Genomic DNA, 18,964 nt, shown 5'->3' on the forward strand with positions numbered 1-18,964 from the left:
ATGATCTTTATGTTAATTATTTGTGAAGTATGGCAATAATGATGGCCATGTAGGTCAGATGCTTTTCAGGATATTTGTGAGAAATGACGATGCGTAATCTGCGTGATACCTCGGCTATATAATTTTTTACTGTTTGGTCTGCCAATCCTAATTCGCCGGCAATTGCTTTTACCGAATGATTTTCGCTTCTTAGCTCATAAACTTTTTTTAACATTTCAGGCATTCCATCAATAGCTTGCTGTAATGTTCGCTCAAGTTCAAAATAATCAGAAAGAGAATGGATAGAATCTTCCAGCAAATTAATGCGTTCCAACGCATTATTCAACTGCAGCTCTGTAACCTTTTTTGATCGGTAATGACTAATTACACTTAAACGCACTGCACTTTGAAGATAATTCTCAAGAGAGGTATTAATTTTCAATGTGTCTCTACGATTCCATATTTTAATGAATATCTCCTGCACGATATCTTTAGCAGTATCTTCATCTTTTATTCTGGCTTGCGCGGTCTGATAAAGTTTTTTCCAATAACGGCCAAACATTACATCAAAAGCGACATGGTCGTTATTTTTAATTTGTTCAAGCAGTTCTAAGTCAGAAAAACGTTCCATGAGGTACCGCAAAAGTAGCGGCCCAATGTTAAATTAACTTTAACTCTGAAATACTTTCAGCTATAACTTTGCCGGCTTAAATATCCACAAGCTTTTCAGATCTTTATATTTGAAATTTGAATTCATTTGAATACCCAAAAAAAGGCTAAATAGTTGAACTATTTAGCCTTTTTTTACAGCGGAGGATTTAATCTACCTATATTTTCAATTCGGGCGGTTAACTAGCGGTGTAAATTAAATGCTACCATCGCCCTAACCGTATATCCATTTTCAGAAGCCAACGTACCAACGTCCCTAATGGCACCTGATGCAACAACAGTACTATGTGTTGCGTAAAATACCGGGCCACCGGTAACAGAAAACGAAAATCGCGAATTAACAGGCGCAACATTTATTGACGGGCCGATTAGTAGTTTAGCACCTCCTTCAGTTTCATCTGCCTCCCAGAATCCTTCCAGGTCCTGACCTACGGCTTCAACCCCCGCAAACAACGAGCCCACAATACGATGCTGATAACCCACACTGGTCACCAAATCAATTCCGTCACGTTTGGAAGAAAATGCTTTTTCAAACCTCAGGTTTCCGCCTATGCGCCAGGTAGGGGCATCAAAAGACGCTGTAACCCTGCTAAACATAGCACCGACGTTTGAAAAATCGCGGTTAGCGCCAATACCTAAGCCAAAACGGGCGCCATAAGTAGTTTTCCCGCCAACAAAATCACGGATCACTTCAAACTGTTGCGCAGAGCTTGTGCCGCCATTACGGGCAAAGCCCAAATCTGCATTGGCATACAGGGTAAACCTATTACCCAGGTAACCTTTAACGGCCACTTGTTGGTCAGCACCATCATAACCAAAAACACCGGTAGTACGTTCTGCATAATTGGAAGATACGTTTACGTTCCAGTACGATTCACTGCCTGTTAAAGTATTAACAGAGAATAAAAATGGCTGCACCGGTGTGTTTGTATTTGAAAACGAACCCTGATTAAAAGAGTTTTGTGCCTGTGCCGATAACCCTATCAGCAAAATAGCAATTGAGGTAAAAAATCTTATTTTCATGCTTGAGTGATTTTTGATTATACTTAAAGCTTATTGGTGTTTATTTTGGGATTTTGACTGGCATTAACCTGGTAGGTAGCTATTTGATCATCCTTTGTAACCTCTACTATCCGGTAACCTTTATAATCAGTCCCCCAGTTGCCGCCAAAATGCGAATCAAATAAATGGGGTAATTTCCCGGTGTACCGTATCCCGTCCAGTGTATGATCGTGCCCGTGAAATACCGCTTTTATGTTTGGATAACTATGCAGTAGTTCAACAATTTCGGGGCAATCAACAAATATAGTTTTTTCTTCAGGCATCCATTGGTGCGGCGGGATATGTAATATCACAAAAACAATATTTTTAGATTTTAACTGCTCAACCGATGCCTTTAAAAAGTTGTAATCCGGGCAAACGTAGCCCCCTTTAGTATCGGCGGTGTTAGCAAATACAAAACCGATGTCGCCCTTGTCCACCAAGTATTTGTCTTCGTAACCAAATACGCTTTTCCAGATCGCTGCGTCAGCAAAATCATGATTGCCGGGAATGGTATAGTACGGAACAGGTAATTTGTCAAGGTAAGTCTCTTTTACTTTTGGTAACAGATCAGGCCGGTTGTGAACCAGATCGCCGTTAATAATAATCAGATCAAGATGGTTTTCTTTGTGCTCCTTTTTTAACCAGCTAACCAGGTCCGCATAAAACCGGTCTGAGTCTGTTTCAGGTTGGGCATAGTGGCCGTCAGACGCTATGGCAAACCTCAGTTTAAAATCACCTGCACCTGCCGGCTTATATACATGATTTACTGCAGCAAAGGTATCCACGGTTGGTAATAAGCTGATTCCTGCTAAACCGGTAAGGCCTGATCTGATAAATTTTCGTCGTTGGTTCATTTGTTAAATTTGATTGCGCTAAAACAATTTTTATCAATCATCGTCGTCTTTCTTTTTCTTTTCAAGGATAACAAATGCGCTCCGCTTAGGCGCAGGCATGACAGCGTTTTCTCCCTTCACTGCTTTCCAGATAACTTCGTTCATGTCCCTGTCCGGCACTTTATCTTCATTCGCCAGGTTAAAAAACTCCGAGCGTTTACTGCTTTCATTGAAAGCCACGTTACGGCTGTCAATACTTACCTGTGCAGGCTTAAGCTGGTAAGGGGTAAGTACAGGCTTATTGGTAAAGCATTCATAAAATGGTAAAGCGGCAGCATCATACTGGCTCATTGGCGGCAACCCAAGTATAAGTTCAATGGTACGCAGCATGCCTGATGTTGAATACATACTATGAACAACCGCATCGCGTTTAACATAAGGCCCTATAACATACGCCGGCGACCGGTGAGCGTCAATATGATCCGGCCCTGCCTGCGCGTCGTCCTCGAGTATAAATACTACTGACTCTTTCCAGATAGGGCTTTGTGATAAATGTTCAACAATACGTCCAACAGCCAGATCATTGTCAGCAACAGAGGCGATAGGCGAATACTCTCCCCTTTTTTGACCACTGGTGTGATCTTCGCTAATACGTAAGGTGCTTAGCTGTGGTACCGCGTTAATAGTTAGCAGCGAGTCAAAGTCGTGTATCCAGGCGTTGGCACGTACCTGATCCATAATTTTTGTATTAAACCCCGGCGAATGCGGACTCATGTGGCCCTGTAATGATTTGATAGAAGCTTTATTGTAAGATCCAAACTCGCCATAGCTTCGATAGGTTACCCCCGCGCGCTTGCAATAATCCCAAATATACCCGTCATTGGCCCCGGATGCTGAACCGGAATAAGCCGGTCCGCGTGAACTGTAATTGGTTGGCCAGGTCTTTTCAATAATATCGGTTGCATAGGCCCCCATACTCCAGTTATGTCCGTCTTCACTAACTTCCGCATCCACATAAAAGTTGTCAAGCAATACAAACTCTTTGGCTAATGCATGCTGATTGGGCGTAATATTTTTCCCGAAAATGCATAAGGAAGTATCACCATCACCTTCGGGAACATCACCCATAACCTGGTCATAAGTGCGGTTCTCTTTTATAATGTAAAAAACATATTTAATAGGTGACTTCTCGCCAAGCTTACGCGGTATGGGGCTTCCGGTTTCGCCATCGGCCTGGACTGTCCTTTTAGGAGTAAAAGGGGTATTGGCATATACTTGTTTGGTATACGCTTTTTGTTGCTCAGGCTTTGGCCGATCAATAAAAGATAATGCGCCGTCAAATAGTCCGCCAATATATTGTATCCTGCTGTTAGCGGTTTGTCCTACGTGCTCGCCAATATTGTTGTCCTTTAAAAATGGCTGCGGCCCTAAAGGGTTAGCTTTTGAGGTTAACCCTTTTCCGTTTGCAACAATTATTTTATTGCCCAGCGTCTTCACGTTGGTTGGATACCAGCCTGTAGGAATAAAACCCAGGCTTTGACTATTGCCGGGTTTAGAAACATCAAATACAGCCAGGCAGTTATTATCAGCATTGGCAATGTAAAGTATTTTTTCGTCGGCAGACAGCGCGACGCCATTGGTTGTGGAGCCCGCCAGTTTGGTTGGGTATAAAACGGTCGAAATAGTTTCCGTCAGCTTATTGGTTTTAGTATCTATTATAGAAACAGTATTATCATTAGCGTTGGCTACGAACAGACGGCTGCCATTTTTATTTAACAGCAGTTCGTTTGGATGGTGGCCCGAATAAATAGTAGCAGTTATTGCGCCGGTAAGTGTGTTGTAAACCGCTACGCCGGTACCGCCCCATAAAGAGATATATAGCGTCCTTTCATCCGGCGATAAAAGGCAATCATAAGCTATGGTTGGCAACTGCAATTTACTGACAACCTTCCTGGTGGCAGGCTCAACAACATATAGGCAACTATCACCTTTAGTAACAGCATATAATCTCGAATTACTTTTATTGGTGACCAAACCTGTCGGACAGATAGCTTTCCTTGGCCAGGGTAGCCCAAGCCTGATGGTATCGGCCACACCTAACTGATTGTGCCGCACCGGAAAATCAAGCAGCCAGTTATCATAACCGCCGGATACATATAAATGGGCTTCGTCATGACTGAAAGCAAGACCGTACCATGATTTTTTCAATACTTTTTCATCAAGTATCTTTTCGCTCCCGGGATCAACAAGCTGAATGGATTGGTTACTTTGCCCGTTATTGGTAACCGCAAGCAATTTGCCGCTAAGGCTTAACTGCATATTAAGCGGCAGATCGCCTAATGGAAGTTGTCGCCCGGCAGGGCTTAGTTTCCAGCCGTTGGGTAAAAGTACCTGATTAGTATGCGCTATTTTGCCGGGCACCTGTGCATGGGCATTCCAGAAAACAAAAATTAAAGCCGCTGTACACAATAACTTCAATTTAAAAATCATTTTTTCCATATATATCTTTGATATTCTCAGCTAAACGTTACAATCATCATTAAGCTTTTTATTTTATTCTGATCAGCATAACCTACACCTTATCAAATGTAGTTATCTGTATGTGCATTTTAAAAGTTTTATAATGTATAATCTCATTGTTGGATCATACAAGGTTTACATTTAGCTAAACTGAACAAAAATTTATATGTTAATATCCAAGAGTTTACCCCGGGTTAGTATATTCCAGACAATTTTATGGGGTACCGGCAAATTTAACTGCCTAATGTTAAATTAATTTTAATTCTGGAATACCTGTGGTTTTTTATAAAACCACATCCGATCCAAAAATCTTAATTGGTTAACTACTTCGGATTTAAAACAATCACGGCATAATATTAGTAGTTAAGCACTGAGTTGCTTTGACAGTAATCATGAATATGTTAAAAACTGTTAAATAAGCTCTTTTTCATGGTAACTACAGAATGTTACTGTAAAATTGCTGTTGTAACATTTAAAATAACTAAGTTATGGATAGGAAGGATTTTCTGGCTGCAGTGGGAGTTAGCGCCGCTACATTAACGGCGATTAGCTGTGCAGGATGTAAAAAAAGCTCTTCTTCAGGTAATTCAATAACAGGCCCAACCGGAGTTAATTTTACTTTAGATTTAACTTTAGCCAGCAATGCCGCATTGTTAAACAATGGCGGCTATCTTGCAATCAATGAAGTGCTGGTTGCCCGTACTACTGCCGGGGCTTATGTCGCGGTTCAACAATCATGCACCCATGAAAGCTATCCACTGATCTACCAGGCTAATTCGCACCAGTTTTATTGCAATAACCATGGCTCGGCATTTACCGAATCTGGTGCAGTTCTTAACTCGCCGGCCAACCGCAACCTTACCGTTTATAATACGGCGTTAAACGGCACGTCTTTAAGAATTTACTCTTAAAAATTATCAGTATGAAATTATTTATTATTTCCCTCTTTATAAGTCTCATTACAAATATTACTTGGCTCGGAGACTTCAATGAGGCAACCCACGAGGCGGCAAAATCACATAAATTAATTTTGATCAACTTTTCAGGTTCGGATTGGTGCGGCCCTTGTATCAGAGAACGCAAAGAAATTTTGGAAAACGAAGTTTTTGAAAACTACGCCGCTGATCACTTAATATTGGTAAGGGCCGATTTTCCAAGACAGAAAAAAAATCAGTTAACTAAAGAACAAACCAGGCTAAACGAAGCTTTGGCAGACAAATACAACCCTGATGGAAAATTTCCTTATACCCTTTTGGTTGACGAGCATGGCAAGGTATTAAAAGACTGGGATGGTTTTCCTAATGAATCGCCGGAAAAATTTGTTGCCCAAATTGCGGCGGTTATTAATGGTACTAAGTAAAACACGATGAAAAAGATACCCCTGATAAAACTATTATTGCTTGGCATTTGTACTACCAGCGCCTTAGCGTCATGTTCAAGTGTTAAAGCTTATCAAAAAAATCGTCTTAATGATTCAGAAATGGATTTAACAGCACGAAAATCACAAAAGTTTGAGCAAAGCTTTCAATTATACCGCGAAGGCGGTTCCGGAGCAAATGGTGGAAAAAGTGGCGGTGGCTGCGGCTGTAATTAGAAACTGATAACATGAAGAAAATTTATTTATGCGTTGCTGCCTTATATTTAGGGATAGTCGCCTCGCATGCGCAAACTACACAACAAGTTGCAAAAGACAGCGCTTATCAGGCACGCAAGCTTAAAGTTGATGAGGTAAACCTGGTTTCTGCTTATTATCACCAGGACGGCAATAACTCGGCAGTTACCGGTGGTATCGGGACAGAAAAGCTAACAGACTTTGCCAATACCTTTGATCTTCAGCTCTCCAGATATAGCCTTAACGGCCATAAGCATACTTTTTTGTTTGAGCTAGGCGTAGACCATTATACATCGGCCTCGTCTGATAAAATCGATCCGCTTAGTATATCTTCAGCCTCAAGACAGGACACCCGTGTTTATCCATCTTTAAATTGGACGGTATCCAATGACAAAACAGGCAATGCTTTTGGCATAACCGGATCCTATTCACATGAATTTGATTATCAGTCATTTGGGGGTGGCATCAACTTAACCCGTCTTTCAAAAAATAAAAATACCCAATTTGATTTTAAAGCGACGGCATTTTTAGATACCTGGAAGGTGATACTGCCAGTTGAGTTACGACCACCGGGTTACGGATCCGGATCGGGAAAGGACGAAAGGAACGGTGGGTCTGTTGATTATAAACCGCGAAATTCTTTTAGCACATCGTTCTCTTTATCGCAGGTATTTACTAAGCGATTTCAGGCATTGCTAGTTGTAGAACCATCTTATCAAAAAGGCCTGCTGGCAACAAAATACCAGCGTGACTATTTTACGGACGGCACTGAAAGGGTAGAAAATCTTCCGGAAAGCCGGTATAAGTTGCCAATAGGTGTTCGTTTTAATTATTTCCTGGATGACCATTTTATAATACGCACGTTTTATCGCTATTATATGGATAATTGGGGAATAAGGGCACATACCGCCGAACTGGAAATACCTGTTAAATTAACCTCATTTGTATCGGTAAGCCCGTTTTATAGATATAATAACCAGGTTGGTACCCGATATTTTAAACCCTATGGGCAACATAGTCCAACTGATGTTTTTTATACCAGTGATTATGACTTATCTACTTTAACCAGCAATTTTGTTGGCGCCAACATCAGGTTATCACCTCCGGCAGGAATATTCGGCTGGCAACATTTCAATTCACTTGAGATAAGGGCGGGGCATTACATGCGGTCGACAGGTTTAAACTCGAATATCGTAACCCTGGCTATGAAATTTAAATAACCCTTAATTAGCTTATCTTTAATATTGGTATAGCTTTATTACAAGAACGTTTTGGTAAAAATGGCAGATCAGCAAATTTTTAAACGAAGCTGCAAGCTAATGGGCAACCGTTTTGAACTTAGCGCAATTGCCGCAGACGAAAAATGGGCCAATGACAAAATCGATGCAGGTATTGAGGAGATCAGTCGTATTGAAAAACTCTTGACCACATTTAGCGACGACAGCGAAACAAATCAAATAAATCATAACGCCGGAATAACGCCCGTAGCAGTAAGTAGGGAAACATTCGAGCTGATAAAACGCTCCATCCGAATATCTGAAGTAACCCAGGGTGCCTTTGATATCACTTATGGATCTGTTGACAAGAGCCTGTGGAACTTTGATCAAAACATGACTTCACTGCCTGATAAAGCCACGGCCAAGCAAATGGTCAGGCTGATCAATTTTAGAAATATCGTCCTTGATGATGATAAGTGCACTGTGTTTTTGCGGGAACAGGGAATGCGAATTGGTTTTGGGGGCATAGGTAAAGGTTATGCGGCCGAGCGTGCAAAACAAGTGATGAAACAGGCCGGTGTAACCAGTGGAGTTGTAAATGCATCAGGCGACCTAAGCGCATGGGGCGTGCAGCCAAATGGTAAAAAATGGACGATTGGCATCGCCAATCCCGATTCGACCCATGAAATCTTTTCATACCTGGATATTACAGACCTGGCAGTGGCAACTTCCGGTAATTATGAGAAATTTGTTATAATTGACGGTAAGAAATACTCGCATACTATTAACCCGCTAACCGGCCTCCCTGTTACAGGTATTAAAAGCGTGACAATAATAACTACAAATGCCGAAATTGCTGATGCTATGGCTACCCCGGTAATGATTATGGGCATCCATGCAGGGCTGGATATGATTAATCAAATGAAGCATATCGAAGCAATAATTATTGACGATAATAACCGCTTATACGCTTCAAAAAATATAAATATTAAATAGTACCAGGTAATTAATCAACGGCATTTAAATTATTGCGCGCCGAAGAGCCCGTATTTTAAAATGCAGTACATTGCTCTTACCCCATCTTTCCAGCCTATTTTTTTACCGTCTTCATAAGTACGCCCATAGTAGGATATCCCTACTTCATAAATCCGTATACGTGGTATCCGAGCCATCTTGATGGTCACTTCGGGCTCAAAGCCAAAGCGTCGCTCTTTAAGATTAAGAGATCTGATTATATCAGTGTTAAACAACTTATAACACGTTTCCATATCCGTAAGGTTAAGATTGGCCATCATATTACATAAAAATGTAAGCCACTTATTACCGATGGTATGCCAAAAAAACAAGATACGATGGGGATTGCTTCCCATAAACCTCGATCCGTAAACAATATCGGCGAAGCCGTTACAGACCGGCTTTAACAAATCATTATACTCTGCCGGGTCATATTCAAGATCAGCATCTTGTATAATCAAATATTCGCCGGTAGCTTTAGCGATACCGGCATGCAGGCTTGCCCCCTTACCCATGTTTACCGGTTGTTTAAAATATTTTATATCAAGTGCAGGGTGCCCATCCCGATAGCCCGCTATTGCAGACTCTGTATTATCGGTCGAACAATCATCAATAATTATAACTTCTTTATCAATAGCATTAATCAACTCAACAGCGCTAATCTTATCAAGGATAAGATGAATAGTGGCGCCCTCATTAAATACCGGAATAATTATTGATAATTTATTTATTTTCATGGGCATTTATTACAATTATATTGAAATTATTCCAAATTATAAATGCCTGTTAATTCTTTGCCGCTTCAGCAAGTACTTACTTATTAACCGGACATATTCTACATCTTTATCCTTTGTAGCTAGCTATTATTTTCTTCACGCAGGGAACGATTTTAGTTATCGACTAAATAACTCTCAGTCAATTGGTATTTATACGTAAGATGCCAAAAACAGTTGTCTTAGCAAGATGCTACAAGTCTCAGCTTAGAAAAAAACGGGACAAGGAATTGCTTCCTTTGTCCCGTCAAGTGCGGCCAGGGGAACCGCACTTTTATCAATCACAATTATTACTTATTAATCATTTTTTTATCCGATTGGTGCACCTGCCGGCATAACTTCTGCTTTTTCAGGTACAAATTTAGCGGGGTCCTTTTCAAACTCTTCAATCATCTGCAGTGCATACAAGTAATCTGCTTTAAGCAATTGGTCTGTAGCATCGGCGGCACCAGACTCGGCCCATTTTTTAAATTCGTTTACCTTTAACAATGCAATAGCGTGCACACTGCCGGCGGCACCTTCTGCTCCGGCAAGGCCAAGCAATTGTTTAAGCGCGGTATAGCGCACCACACGTTGTAATTCGCCTTTATAGCCGGTAATAGTTGGCGTTTTCCAGGTTTGCTCAATTACTTTATCGATAACCGGCACCAATCCCGGCTGGCTTTCTTCACGCGCATGATATTCTACCAGGCGCGCCGCTCTTTCAGGATCAAATATCGCCGACAAAGTCGCATCAGCAATTGATTCGGCAGCACCTACCGGATCAAACGTTACACCGGTATAGCCATCAAAGTCTTCACGAGATTTGGTATATCCTATTGGTGTTGGCGGTATCATTTTAATGATCTTCTCAGGAATAGCCAATTCTTCGGGTTTTAAAGTGCTCATTAAAGCGTCAAAGGCATTCCACTGTTGTTTAGGGTCCAGCATCCCGGTCACGGGCTGGCCATCTCCGCGTAATGCATACCTAAAGTTTTGGCCTCCAAGCAAATATGATGCAGCATCAATCTGGTAACGGTGCAGTAAATACACCGGCACCAATACATCTTCAATAGTTGACATCGGTGCACCTACTGGAATCGCTTTTTCTGAAAACGCATCCAAAGCATGTTTACGGACATCCAATAAACGGGTTAATTCAATACCGGCATCTTTACCGTTGTCCCATTGTGCAGAATTGGGGTGCACTCCCATATCAAACATAAATACCAAACCCATCTTAATAGATTCCTGCATGATCTTTTCTAAAGCTGCTTTCTCATCTGTTCCTTTAGGAAATTGAGTATATCCCCACATTACCGCGCGCTTGTCATAAGCGCCAATGCCCTTAGCATAAGCCTCTGATACGTCAAGCGTACCGTCTTTTTTTACAGTGATTTTAGGGAAGGGATAATCATCAACAGATGAACGGTCCTCGGCACTGCCCATATGGTTATGATAGAAACCAAGAGTATGACCAATTTCATGAGCTGCCAATTGCCTGATGCGGGTTAGCGCTACTTCGACAGCTTTTTTTGGTGCGTTCTTGTCACTGCCGTAAATTTGGTTAAGCCCTTGCTGGATCAGGAAATCCTGGCGATCGCGCATTGACGTGAGGGTTACCTCGCCTTTAATGATCTCACCCGTGCGTGGATCGAATATACCGGCACCATTTGAGAATCCACGCGTTGGATGATGCACCCAGTTAATAACGCTATACCTGATGTCCATAGGATCAGCGCCTTCAGGCATCTCTTTTACCTGGAAAGCATTTTTAAATCCGGCCGCTTCAAAAGCCTGGCTCCACCAACCGCCACCTTCAATCAGCGCCTTTTTAACATCGGTGGGGGCGCCCCTGTCTACGTAATAAATAATAGGTTTAACAGGTTCGCTCATTGCAGCGTTAGGGTCTTTCTTTTCTAAGCGCCAGCGTCTTATAAACTTTTTAACCAGGGGCTGATCAATAGGCGTTGCAAAATCAAAATATTCCATCGAATTGAAACCAGACCTCGGATCAAACTCACGGGGTTTATAATTATTATCCGGCAACTCTATGAATGACTGATGTGTACGCACCGTTAATGAACCTGGATCAGGTGCGCTTGGAGGCGTACCGGGCCCCCCACCGAAAAAACTACGTTCACCGCCTCCTGTGCCGACGAAGGTTAATAAAGCTTCAAATTCGCTGTTTTTGGGGAAATCTTTTGTATTATCAATAAAAATTGAAGAGCGGGTTTCATCTAAACGAAAAGCCCCACCGGCAGCTCCGGCACCGCCACGTCCACCGGCGGCTCCGGCACCAGCTCCGCCCGGGACACCGCCGCCGCGACGACCTCCCCTGCCCTCGGCATTACCCCTGCCGGCACTTTCGGCAATATGGTGGGTATCACGAAACAGGAATGGTGTCAAATCCACCAAAACCTTACCATCTTCAATTGCCAATGGTGTAAAGCCGTATATTATAGACATCGGAAAAGATTCTTCAACCGCTTTACGTTCATACGGGTTATCACTTATTGCGCGGTAATCATAATTTGGTTGTTCCAGCATAACTTTGCTGCCAACTTTAATAAATTTAACTATTCTGAAGCCCCCTATGTTCCCCCGGTTTGGACCCGATGGCAATGTGTTTACATATAAAAATTCATTGTCAAACTTATCTATCTCTAATAAAATACGGGCTGTTTTTTCATCATAATAAAAATTGAAAAAGCCTTCAAATTTTTTCATATTTTGAGTTACTGCCGAAATAGACGTTGCCGGTCCGGCGTTAAAGCCGCCTCTCTCTCCTCCGTTTCCTGCGCCACCACGACCACCTTGTGCCATGGTTAGCCCGCTACTGGCAAGTAACAGGGCCACTATTGTTGATTTTAATTTCATGGTTATCTCTATTTAATTGTGATAGTTTTATGGATTGGGTTCGCAAAGCTTATTAATACTCGTTTCGTTAACTGATATCGGCCAGATATAATTCGAAGCAGACACGGCGACAGCTGGTGCCGACGTAGTCGGCGCGGTTTTGGCAGGCAACGGCAATAATAATCGCTGCAGATCAGGCACACGGAAACCTTCGCCTAAAAATTCGATTTTTCTTTCGGTTAATATCGTGTTGATCAATGCGCCTTTGGTAGCAATATCAGCCGGTGCAAATATGAAAGTCGGATCAGACCGGTGCCTTACTGCATATAGCATGTTTAAAGCGGTAGCCAGGTCGTCTTTTTGGGCAGCGGCCTCAGCTAGATTAAGCAAAACTTCCGCATAACGTATAACCGGGATGTAATCCGGATAAGGTGAAGCAGACTTAAACTTGTTTAACCATTTATTGGTGCCGCCTGTCACCACCAATGTTTTACGGGTATCAGTTGATGCGGTGCTGTAAACCGGATTGGATATGGTACCTGCGGGATTAAGATAGTACTCGCCGTTGCCTGGTGTATAAGTATATAAATAAGTTAAGGCACTTGTTGTTCCGGGTGCGTCAGCAGTCGTGAACGGGAAAAACAACACCGCTTCAGGACCGGTGTAGCTTCCGGCAAAAACGGTTACCTGACTGGTTTCCAGCTTATTGTTTACACCTGTTGATGCCTGATAAGGAGCTGTTGGCGAAACAATTTTATTAGCTTCGGTGATAACGTTTCCATAATCGCCCATGGTTAAATAGATCCTGGTTTTTAAGGCAATAGCGGTATTTCTGTGCGCCCTGGTAGCATTTAACACGGCTGTGGCGTAGGTAAGAGGCAAACCTGCTTCCGCATCATTTAAATCACTCAGAATCTGCGTATAAACAGCGGCAACAGAACTACGTACCAAATCATTATTGGAATTTGAGCTTTCGGCTTGTAAACGCAGCGGCACACCGGGGCTTTTGCCTCCGTCGGTAGCGTAAGGCCTGGCAAAAACTTTTACCAGGTCATAATAACAGAGCGCCCTTAAAAATTTAGCCTCGGCGATGTATTGCGTATATAAAGTTGCGCTTACCTTACTTTTGTTATCTGTTAAACCTTTAATAAAAGTGTTAACCTTGTTTATCACAGCGTAAGGGTTGCTCCAGGTGGCAACAACTTCGTCTGTGCTTGAGTTTACACTTTGGCTCCAGGTATTTAAACCGGTAACGGTATTGCTTTTGGTTTGTATAAATTCATCCGCGCGGGTTTCGTTATATAAAATATAACGTCCGCCTAAAAAAGTTCCGGTTTTTGCACTGGCGTAAAGGCCGTTTACTTGTGCTAAAATCCGTTCAGGGGTATCATAAGCAACCACATCCGAAATGCTTGTTAAAGGCACCGTATCCAGAAAATTCTTTTTACAAGATGTGGAACTCAATATTAAAAAGGCCACCAAAATACCTTTGGAACCTGTTGTATTAAATAATGTGCTCAGTTTTCTCATGGTCTTTTTATTAAAATCCGATATTAACGCCGAATGTTACAGTTCTTGCTTGCGGTGCCGAGTTTTTCTCAACACCCGGGGCCGAGTTTGAATCTCCGTTTGAAGATACCTCAGGATCAGTACCGGTATACTTGGTTATGGTTAGCAAATTGCTCCCTTGTATGTAGACCCGCATGGAGGCTATACCCGCTTTGGTTACCACACTTTTCGGTAAGCGGTAGCCTAATGCTACGCTTCTTAATTTAATGAATGAACCGTCCTCAACCGACGCGGTGTTAGCCAGCGAAGAACCGCTTGAGAAGTTATCGTTAAACACCACCCTCGGTACGTCAGTAATTTGGCCGGGGTGCGTCCATCTGTTAAGGATATTTACGCTGTTGTTGTAAAAACGGCCATCCATTAAAGTTGTCTTGGTGCCATTATACAGTTTGTTACCGCCCGAGTACCCAATGTTTATAGCCATATCAAAAGCTTTGTACTGGAGGTTGTTATTGAACCCGCCATAATAAGTGGGGATGGAAGGACCTATTACACGGCCATCGGCTTTGGCGTCCATAGCCGGTGCTGCCGATCCATCAAGATAGGTCCACTTTTGTGTTGCCGCGTAGTTATACTGTACAATTTGGTTGTTACGGTTAATATACATACGCTGCCCGTTAGCCGGATTGACGCCGGTAGTTTGGACAACAAATATGGAACCCAATGAATAACCAACCCGCGTTACGTTTGACGGGTCAAGGCCGGTACCATAAATATCAACGCCGTTGGCCAACGCGGTAACCTTGTTCTGTAAAGTACTGAAGTTGAAATTAGCGGTCCATTTAACAGGGCCCTGGGTAATAATATGGGCATCAACACTAAACTCAAAACCACGGTTATACATAGAGCCTATATTTGTAGTGATAGAGTTACTCGGTATACCTTTTGACGGCGCCTGCGCGGCGTTTAATATCATACCGTCAATGTTGTTGTTATAGTAGTCAACATCTAACACAATACGGTTATCAAAAAAACCAAAGTTTAACCCAAAATCGGTTTTCTTACTGGTTTCCCAACGCAGGTCGGGATTACCAGCCTGGTTAAATCCAAGCGTTGCAATAGTACCGTATAAACTTGATGCGTATAATGAAAGCGCCGGATAGTTACCAATATTAAGGTTACCTACTTTACCGTAACTGGCCCGCAGCTTTAGAGAGTTAATGGTATTGGCAATTGACAGTTCCTTAAAGAAATCTTCCTCCGCAACGTTCCAGCCTACAGACCCACCCGCAAAGTTGCCGTATTTATTTCCCGCTGACAAACCGGAATAACCGTCTCTTCTGAATGAACCGCTTAACAGGTATTTCTTGTCATAATCATAGTTCATGCTGCTGAAATAAGAGCGAAAACGGTTATCGCCCTGCGAATTTCCCGACACGGTGATATTGGCATACCCGCCCTGAAAAGTGTTATAATAGTTATCCGTTAATTTGGTACGGGTTGCGCCCCAACCAACACTGGTAGTACTTATTTCTTCATAGCCAGCTAATACGTTAAGGTGCTGTTTTTTGCCGATGGTAGGTGTATAGTTAATGGTATTTGTCCAATCCCAGCGATAATTTTTAGTGCTAGCGTTAATTGCTGAGCCACCCGCGTCATATCCCGGGAAACCCTGTAAAGGATTGGTAAATTGAACATTCTCAACTGTTGACTGATCTAAACTATAACTTGTTTTTAGTTTTAAATTTTTGATGATCTCCAGTTCACCATAAACATTTCCTATCAGCGCATTACTTTCAGACGAATATTTATCCAGGTCAAGCAATACAACCGGATTATAATAACCACTGATGGTTGACGGATCGCCTGCGCCGTAACCAATTGAGTTCCCCACGATATTGTAAGACCCATCAGCATTATATGGTGACAGGTTTGGCGGCAATACCATAGCCTCACGGGCCAAACCTGTTAACTGTGCAGCCTGGCCAGGCAATGAACCTGTACTGGGCGACCGGTTTATGGAGTTACTGAATGAGAAATTGCTGCCGACATTTAATTTAACGGTTAATTTTTGATCAATGTTTACGCGGCCTACTTTGCGCTCAAAAGTATTTTGCACCAAAATACCTTGCTGATTGCTGTAACCTAACGATACGAAGTAAGAAGTTTTATCAGTACCGCCCGAAAAATTTAAGTTATGGTTATGTGAGATACCGGTATGATAAGCATAATCATACCAGCGCGTGTCTATTAAACTGCCGTCGGCCCTGTATTGTAGTTTATAACCGGGTGCAGAACCCGCGTTTACCAACGCCTCGTTTTTGATAGTAACGTATTGTTCTGCATTTAAAACTTTAGGTAAATTATAGGTAGATGTTGAACCCACCCAGCCGTCATAATTAGCTTTAACATTACCTTTTTTTCCTTTTTTGGTGGTAATAACAACCACACCGTTGGCTGCCCGCGACCCATAAATTGCGGTAGCCGAAGCGTCTTTAAGGATATCCAATGATTCAATATCATTGGGGTTAATGTCCGCCAGTGGATTATTTGCCGCAAATGAGCCCACGCTGCCTGTAAACAGGGCCACCCCGTCAACAATAATTAACGGATAAGAACTAAGCGATATCGAGTTAAACCCCCTGATGCGAAACACCGGGCTATTATTTAGCACGCCGCTTGGCTGTATAACGTTAACGCCTGCAGCCTGGCCGGCTAAAGCCTGTTCAAAGCTTTGCACGGGTTTATTCGCAATATCCTCGGCGCCTATGTGCGCGGCCGAACCGGTAAACTCTGCTTTGTTTTGCGAGTTATAGCCAGATACAACAACCTCACTTAACTGACTTCGGCTTTCTTCCATTGAAATGTTAAACGCCCGTTTACCATCAACCACAATCTCTTTTGTTTTATAGCTTATCATGCTAAAAACCAGGATGCTTTTTTCTGGTACTTTTAATGAAAAATTGCCGTTAAAATCGGTTTGGGTACCGATAGTGGTGCCTTTAACGATAACTGTAACGCCCGGCAGGGGTTCACCTTTTTCATCTTTGATATGCCCGGTTACATCTATCGCGACCGGGGCCAGGTAAACAGCGGCAGGCTGCTTCTTTAACTGTACAATAATGGTTTTATCAACAATACTATAAGTTAAGGGCTGATCGGCGAAAGACAGGTCAAGAACTTCTTTTAAGGCTACGTTCTTTACATTTATATCAACTTTACGCGATAATTTTATCCATTCCTGGTTATATACGAACAAGTAGCCTGTTTGCTTTTTTACTTCGGTTAAGATTTTTTCTACAGACATATTACGCTGGTTAATTGTTATGTTTTGCGCGGAGGTACTGGCATGTACCTGTATAAAACCAACAAACAACAGTGCAATAATTATCTTCATCTGTAACAGTAATTTTTTATTGACTCCAAATCCTGCTAAGGCCGTTATTAAGTATCTGACAGCCCTTTTATACCTAATAACTGGTGTTTCGGGCCTGGCGGGTGGCGTTTTATTGTCTGACGGATGGTCCCGGTTTATCCGTAATAATAAAACAGTTTTTAACCTTTTGTAATAATTTACACGGTCATTTTCGCAAGTAGCATTTAATTGCATAATTTTGCATCGTTTTAGGGTTGAATAATAGATTGCTTAAGACGAAATTTGTTTGTTTACCCTCAATCATTTGCCGGGGACGGTGGTACGTTCCCGGTTTTTTTATGAGCTTTTTCAGTTCACGGTCCCATAGGTATCTTAATTAATTATTAAACACTTTTAATATCTTTCCATTTATAGTGATTTTCACCCCGCTCATTTCCAACATCTTGATCACTTCCGGTAAATTTGAGCTTCGTGATATATAGCCCGTTATTTGATTATCGGGTGCTTTACCCTCATATACTACTCCCACATTATACCAGCGCTCCAGCTGTCTCATCACCGTACGTATATCGGCTTTATCAAAACTAAACAACCCGTTCATCCAGGCTATGGCTTCTTCTGCATTTACCTGCCTCAGGTTAATGTCGTTGGTTATTTTGGCTTCCTGCCCGGGCACCATTAATTTACTAACATTGCCCTTCTGCACATTTATCGATCCCTCTAACAGGGTAGCGTTAATTGAAGCCTCATTAGCGTAAGCCATTATGTTAAAGTGTGTACCCAAAACCTGTATTGAAGTGTTGTTAGCCATTTTAACTTTAAATGGCATGTGCTTATCCTTGGCAACCTCAAAATAGGCTTCCCCTTCCAGCTCAACTACACGCTCCCTGCCCTTAAAAGCGGTAGGGAACCTTAATGAGGTTAGGGCGTTAAGCCAAACCCTACTGCCATCAGGCAATGTTATTTGATATTTACCGCCTGCAAGCGTACTAATAGTATTGATTTGCGGCTCGGCAGCTATATCATTGTTATCACTATTATAAGTCAGCTTACCCTCCTGTGTTTTGTTGATCTGGGTATTGCCTTGTTTGGCAATTAATCCTTTACCGGCATTGTCCAATACTACTCTTGACCCATTGGCTAAAGTCAACACCGCTTTGCTGTTATTCGGCGCTTCGGTTTGGGCTTGTCTCTTATTATCCGCTATTATCCCGGTTTTGGCCTGATTTACTGCCAGGTAATAAAATGTAGCGCCCAGCGCAATTGTCAGCATGGCAGCCGCCTTATATATCACCGACTTGTTAAATAGCCGTCGTACGGGTGTCGCTTCTTTTTGCACCTCATTAATATTATAAAGCAACCGCTCTCTAAGTTGTTCTTCGTCAGCATCGCCGGCTTCCCAGTTAATATAATCCCCGGGCTTTTGGTTATACCATTCCTCCAGTTGCCCAAGCTCTTCGGCCGTAATGGTACCTTTTAACCATTTGGCTGATAATTCCTGCAGTTTCTCGGTAGACAGATGTAGCATTTGCTGTGGTATTTATATCATAGCGTATAAAACTTACCCCATACCCTTAGTC

The 18,964-nt window shown here is 42.3% G+C and carries 14 protein-coding genes; 5 read left to right on the forward strand and 9 right to left on the reverse strand.

Features of this window, described 5'->3' with window-relative positions; all coding sequences use genetic code 11:
- Window positions 1-16: 16 nt before the first annotated feature.
- The 4 genes from LJ658_RS01975 to LJ658_RS01990 form a co-directional block, all read right to left on the reverse strand.
- The gene (locus LJ658_RS01975; protein ID WP_230544776.1) at window positions 17-610 is read right to left on the reverse strand and encodes an RNA polymerase sigma factor; all 594 of its coding nucleotides are present in this window, start codon (window positions 608-610) and stop codon (window positions 17-19) included.
- Between the two features lie 221 nt (window positions 611-831).
- On the reverse strand, window positions 832-1,671 hold the full coding sequence (locus LJ658_RS01980; protein WP_230544777.1) for a hypothetical protein: 840 nt from the start codon (window positions 1,669-1,671) through the stop codon (window positions 832-834).
- 23 nt (window positions 1,672-1,694) lie between these two features.
- A complete protein-coding gene (locus LJ658_RS01985) occupies window positions 1,695-2,546 on the reverse strand; it encodes a metallophosphoesterase (protein ID WP_230544778.1) in 852 nt (283 codons plus the stop codon).
- Window positions 2,547-2,579: 33 nt separating this feature from the next.
- Window positions 2,580-5,024 (reverse strand): bifunctional YncE family protein/alkaline phosphatase family protein, encoded by a 2,445-nt coding sequence (locus LJ658_RS01990; RefSeq protein WP_230544779.1) that lies wholly within the window; start codon window positions 5,022-5,024, stop codon window positions 2,580-2,582.
- 509 nt (window positions 5,025-5,533) lie between these two features.
- Here LJ658_RS01990 and LJ658_RS01995 point away from each other — a divergent pair.
- Genes LJ658_RS01995 through LJ658_RS02015 form a run of 5 tightly spaced genes read left to right on the forward strand, consistent with a single transcriptional unit; the run spans window position 5,534 to window position 8,870 of the window.
- Window positions 5,534-5,956: a ubiquinol-cytochrome c reductase iron-sulfur subunit gene (locus LJ658_RS01995; protein ID WP_230544780.1), complete on the forward strand. Its 423-nt coding sequence runs from the start codon at window positions 5,534-5,536 to the stop codon at window positions 5,954-5,956.
- 11 nt (window positions 5,957-5,967) lie between these two features.
- Window positions 5,968-6,405, forward strand: a complete 438-nt coding sequence (locus LJ658_RS02000) for a thioredoxin family protein (RefSeq protein ID WP_230544781.1) — start codon at window positions 5,968-5,970, stop codon at window positions 6,403-6,405.
- Window positions 6,406-6,411: 6 nt separating this feature from the next.
- Window positions 6,412-6,639 (forward strand): DUF4266 domain-containing protein, encoded by a 228-nt coding sequence (locus LJ658_RS02005; protein WP_230544782.1) that lies wholly within the window; start codon window positions 6,412-6,414, stop codon window positions 6,637-6,639.
- Window positions 6,640-6,650: 11 nt separating this feature from the next.
- Entirely contained in the window at window positions 6,651-7,877 is a 1,227-nt protein-coding gene (locus tag LJ658_RS02010; protein WP_230544783.1) for a DUF3570 domain-containing protein, read from the forward strand.
- 60 nt (window positions 7,878-7,937) lie between these two features.
- Window positions 7,938-8,870 (forward strand): FAD:protein FMN transferase, encoded by a 933-nt coding sequence (locus tag LJ658_RS02015; protein WP_230544784.1) that lies wholly within the window; start codon window positions 7,938-7,940, stop codon window positions 8,868-8,870.
- Window positions 8,871-8,899: 29 nt separating this feature from the next.
- On the opposite strand, the gene LJ658_RS02020 is transcribed toward LJ658_RS02015, so the two are convergent.
- The 5 genes from LJ658_RS02020 to LJ658_RS02040 all read right to left on the reverse strand — a co-directional run bounded on the left by LJ658_RS02020 (window position 8,900) and on the right by LJ658_RS02040 (window position 18,912).
- Window positions 8,900-9,625, reverse strand: a complete 726-nt coding sequence (locus LJ658_RS02020; RefSeq protein ID WP_230544785.1) for a glycosyltransferase family 2 protein — start codon at window positions 9,623-9,625, stop codon at window positions 8,900-8,902.
- A gap of 345 nt (window positions 9,626-9,970) precedes the next feature.
- Entirely contained in the window at window positions 9,971-12,520 is a 2,550-nt protein-coding gene (locus LJ658_RS02025; RefSeq protein ID WP_230544786.1) for a zinc-dependent metalloprotease, read from the reverse strand.
- 27 nt (window positions 12,521-12,547) lie between these two features.
- A complete protein-coding gene (locus LJ658_RS02030) occupies window positions 12,548-14,029 on the reverse strand; it encodes a RagB/SusD family nutrient uptake outer membrane protein (RefSeq protein ID WP_230544787.1) in 1,482 nt (493 codons plus the stop codon).
- Between the two features lie 10 nt (window positions 14,030-14,039).
- Entirely contained in the window at window positions 14,040-17,405 is a 3,366-nt protein-coding gene (locus LJ658_RS02035) for a TonB-dependent receptor (protein ID WP_230544788.1), read from the reverse strand.
- A gap of 355 nt (window positions 17,406-17,760) precedes the next feature.
- Entirely contained in the window at window positions 17,761-18,912 is a 1,152-nt protein-coding gene (locus LJ658_RS02040; protein ID WP_230544789.1) for a FecR family protein, read from the reverse strand.
- Between the last annotated feature and the right edge of the window lie 52 nt (window positions 18,913-18,964).

This window comes from Mucilaginibacter sp. UR6-11 (assembly GCF_020880695.1).
Classification (GTDB): domain Bacteria; phylum Bacteroidota; class Bacteroidia; order Sphingobacteriales; family Sphingobacteriaceae; genus Mucilaginibacter.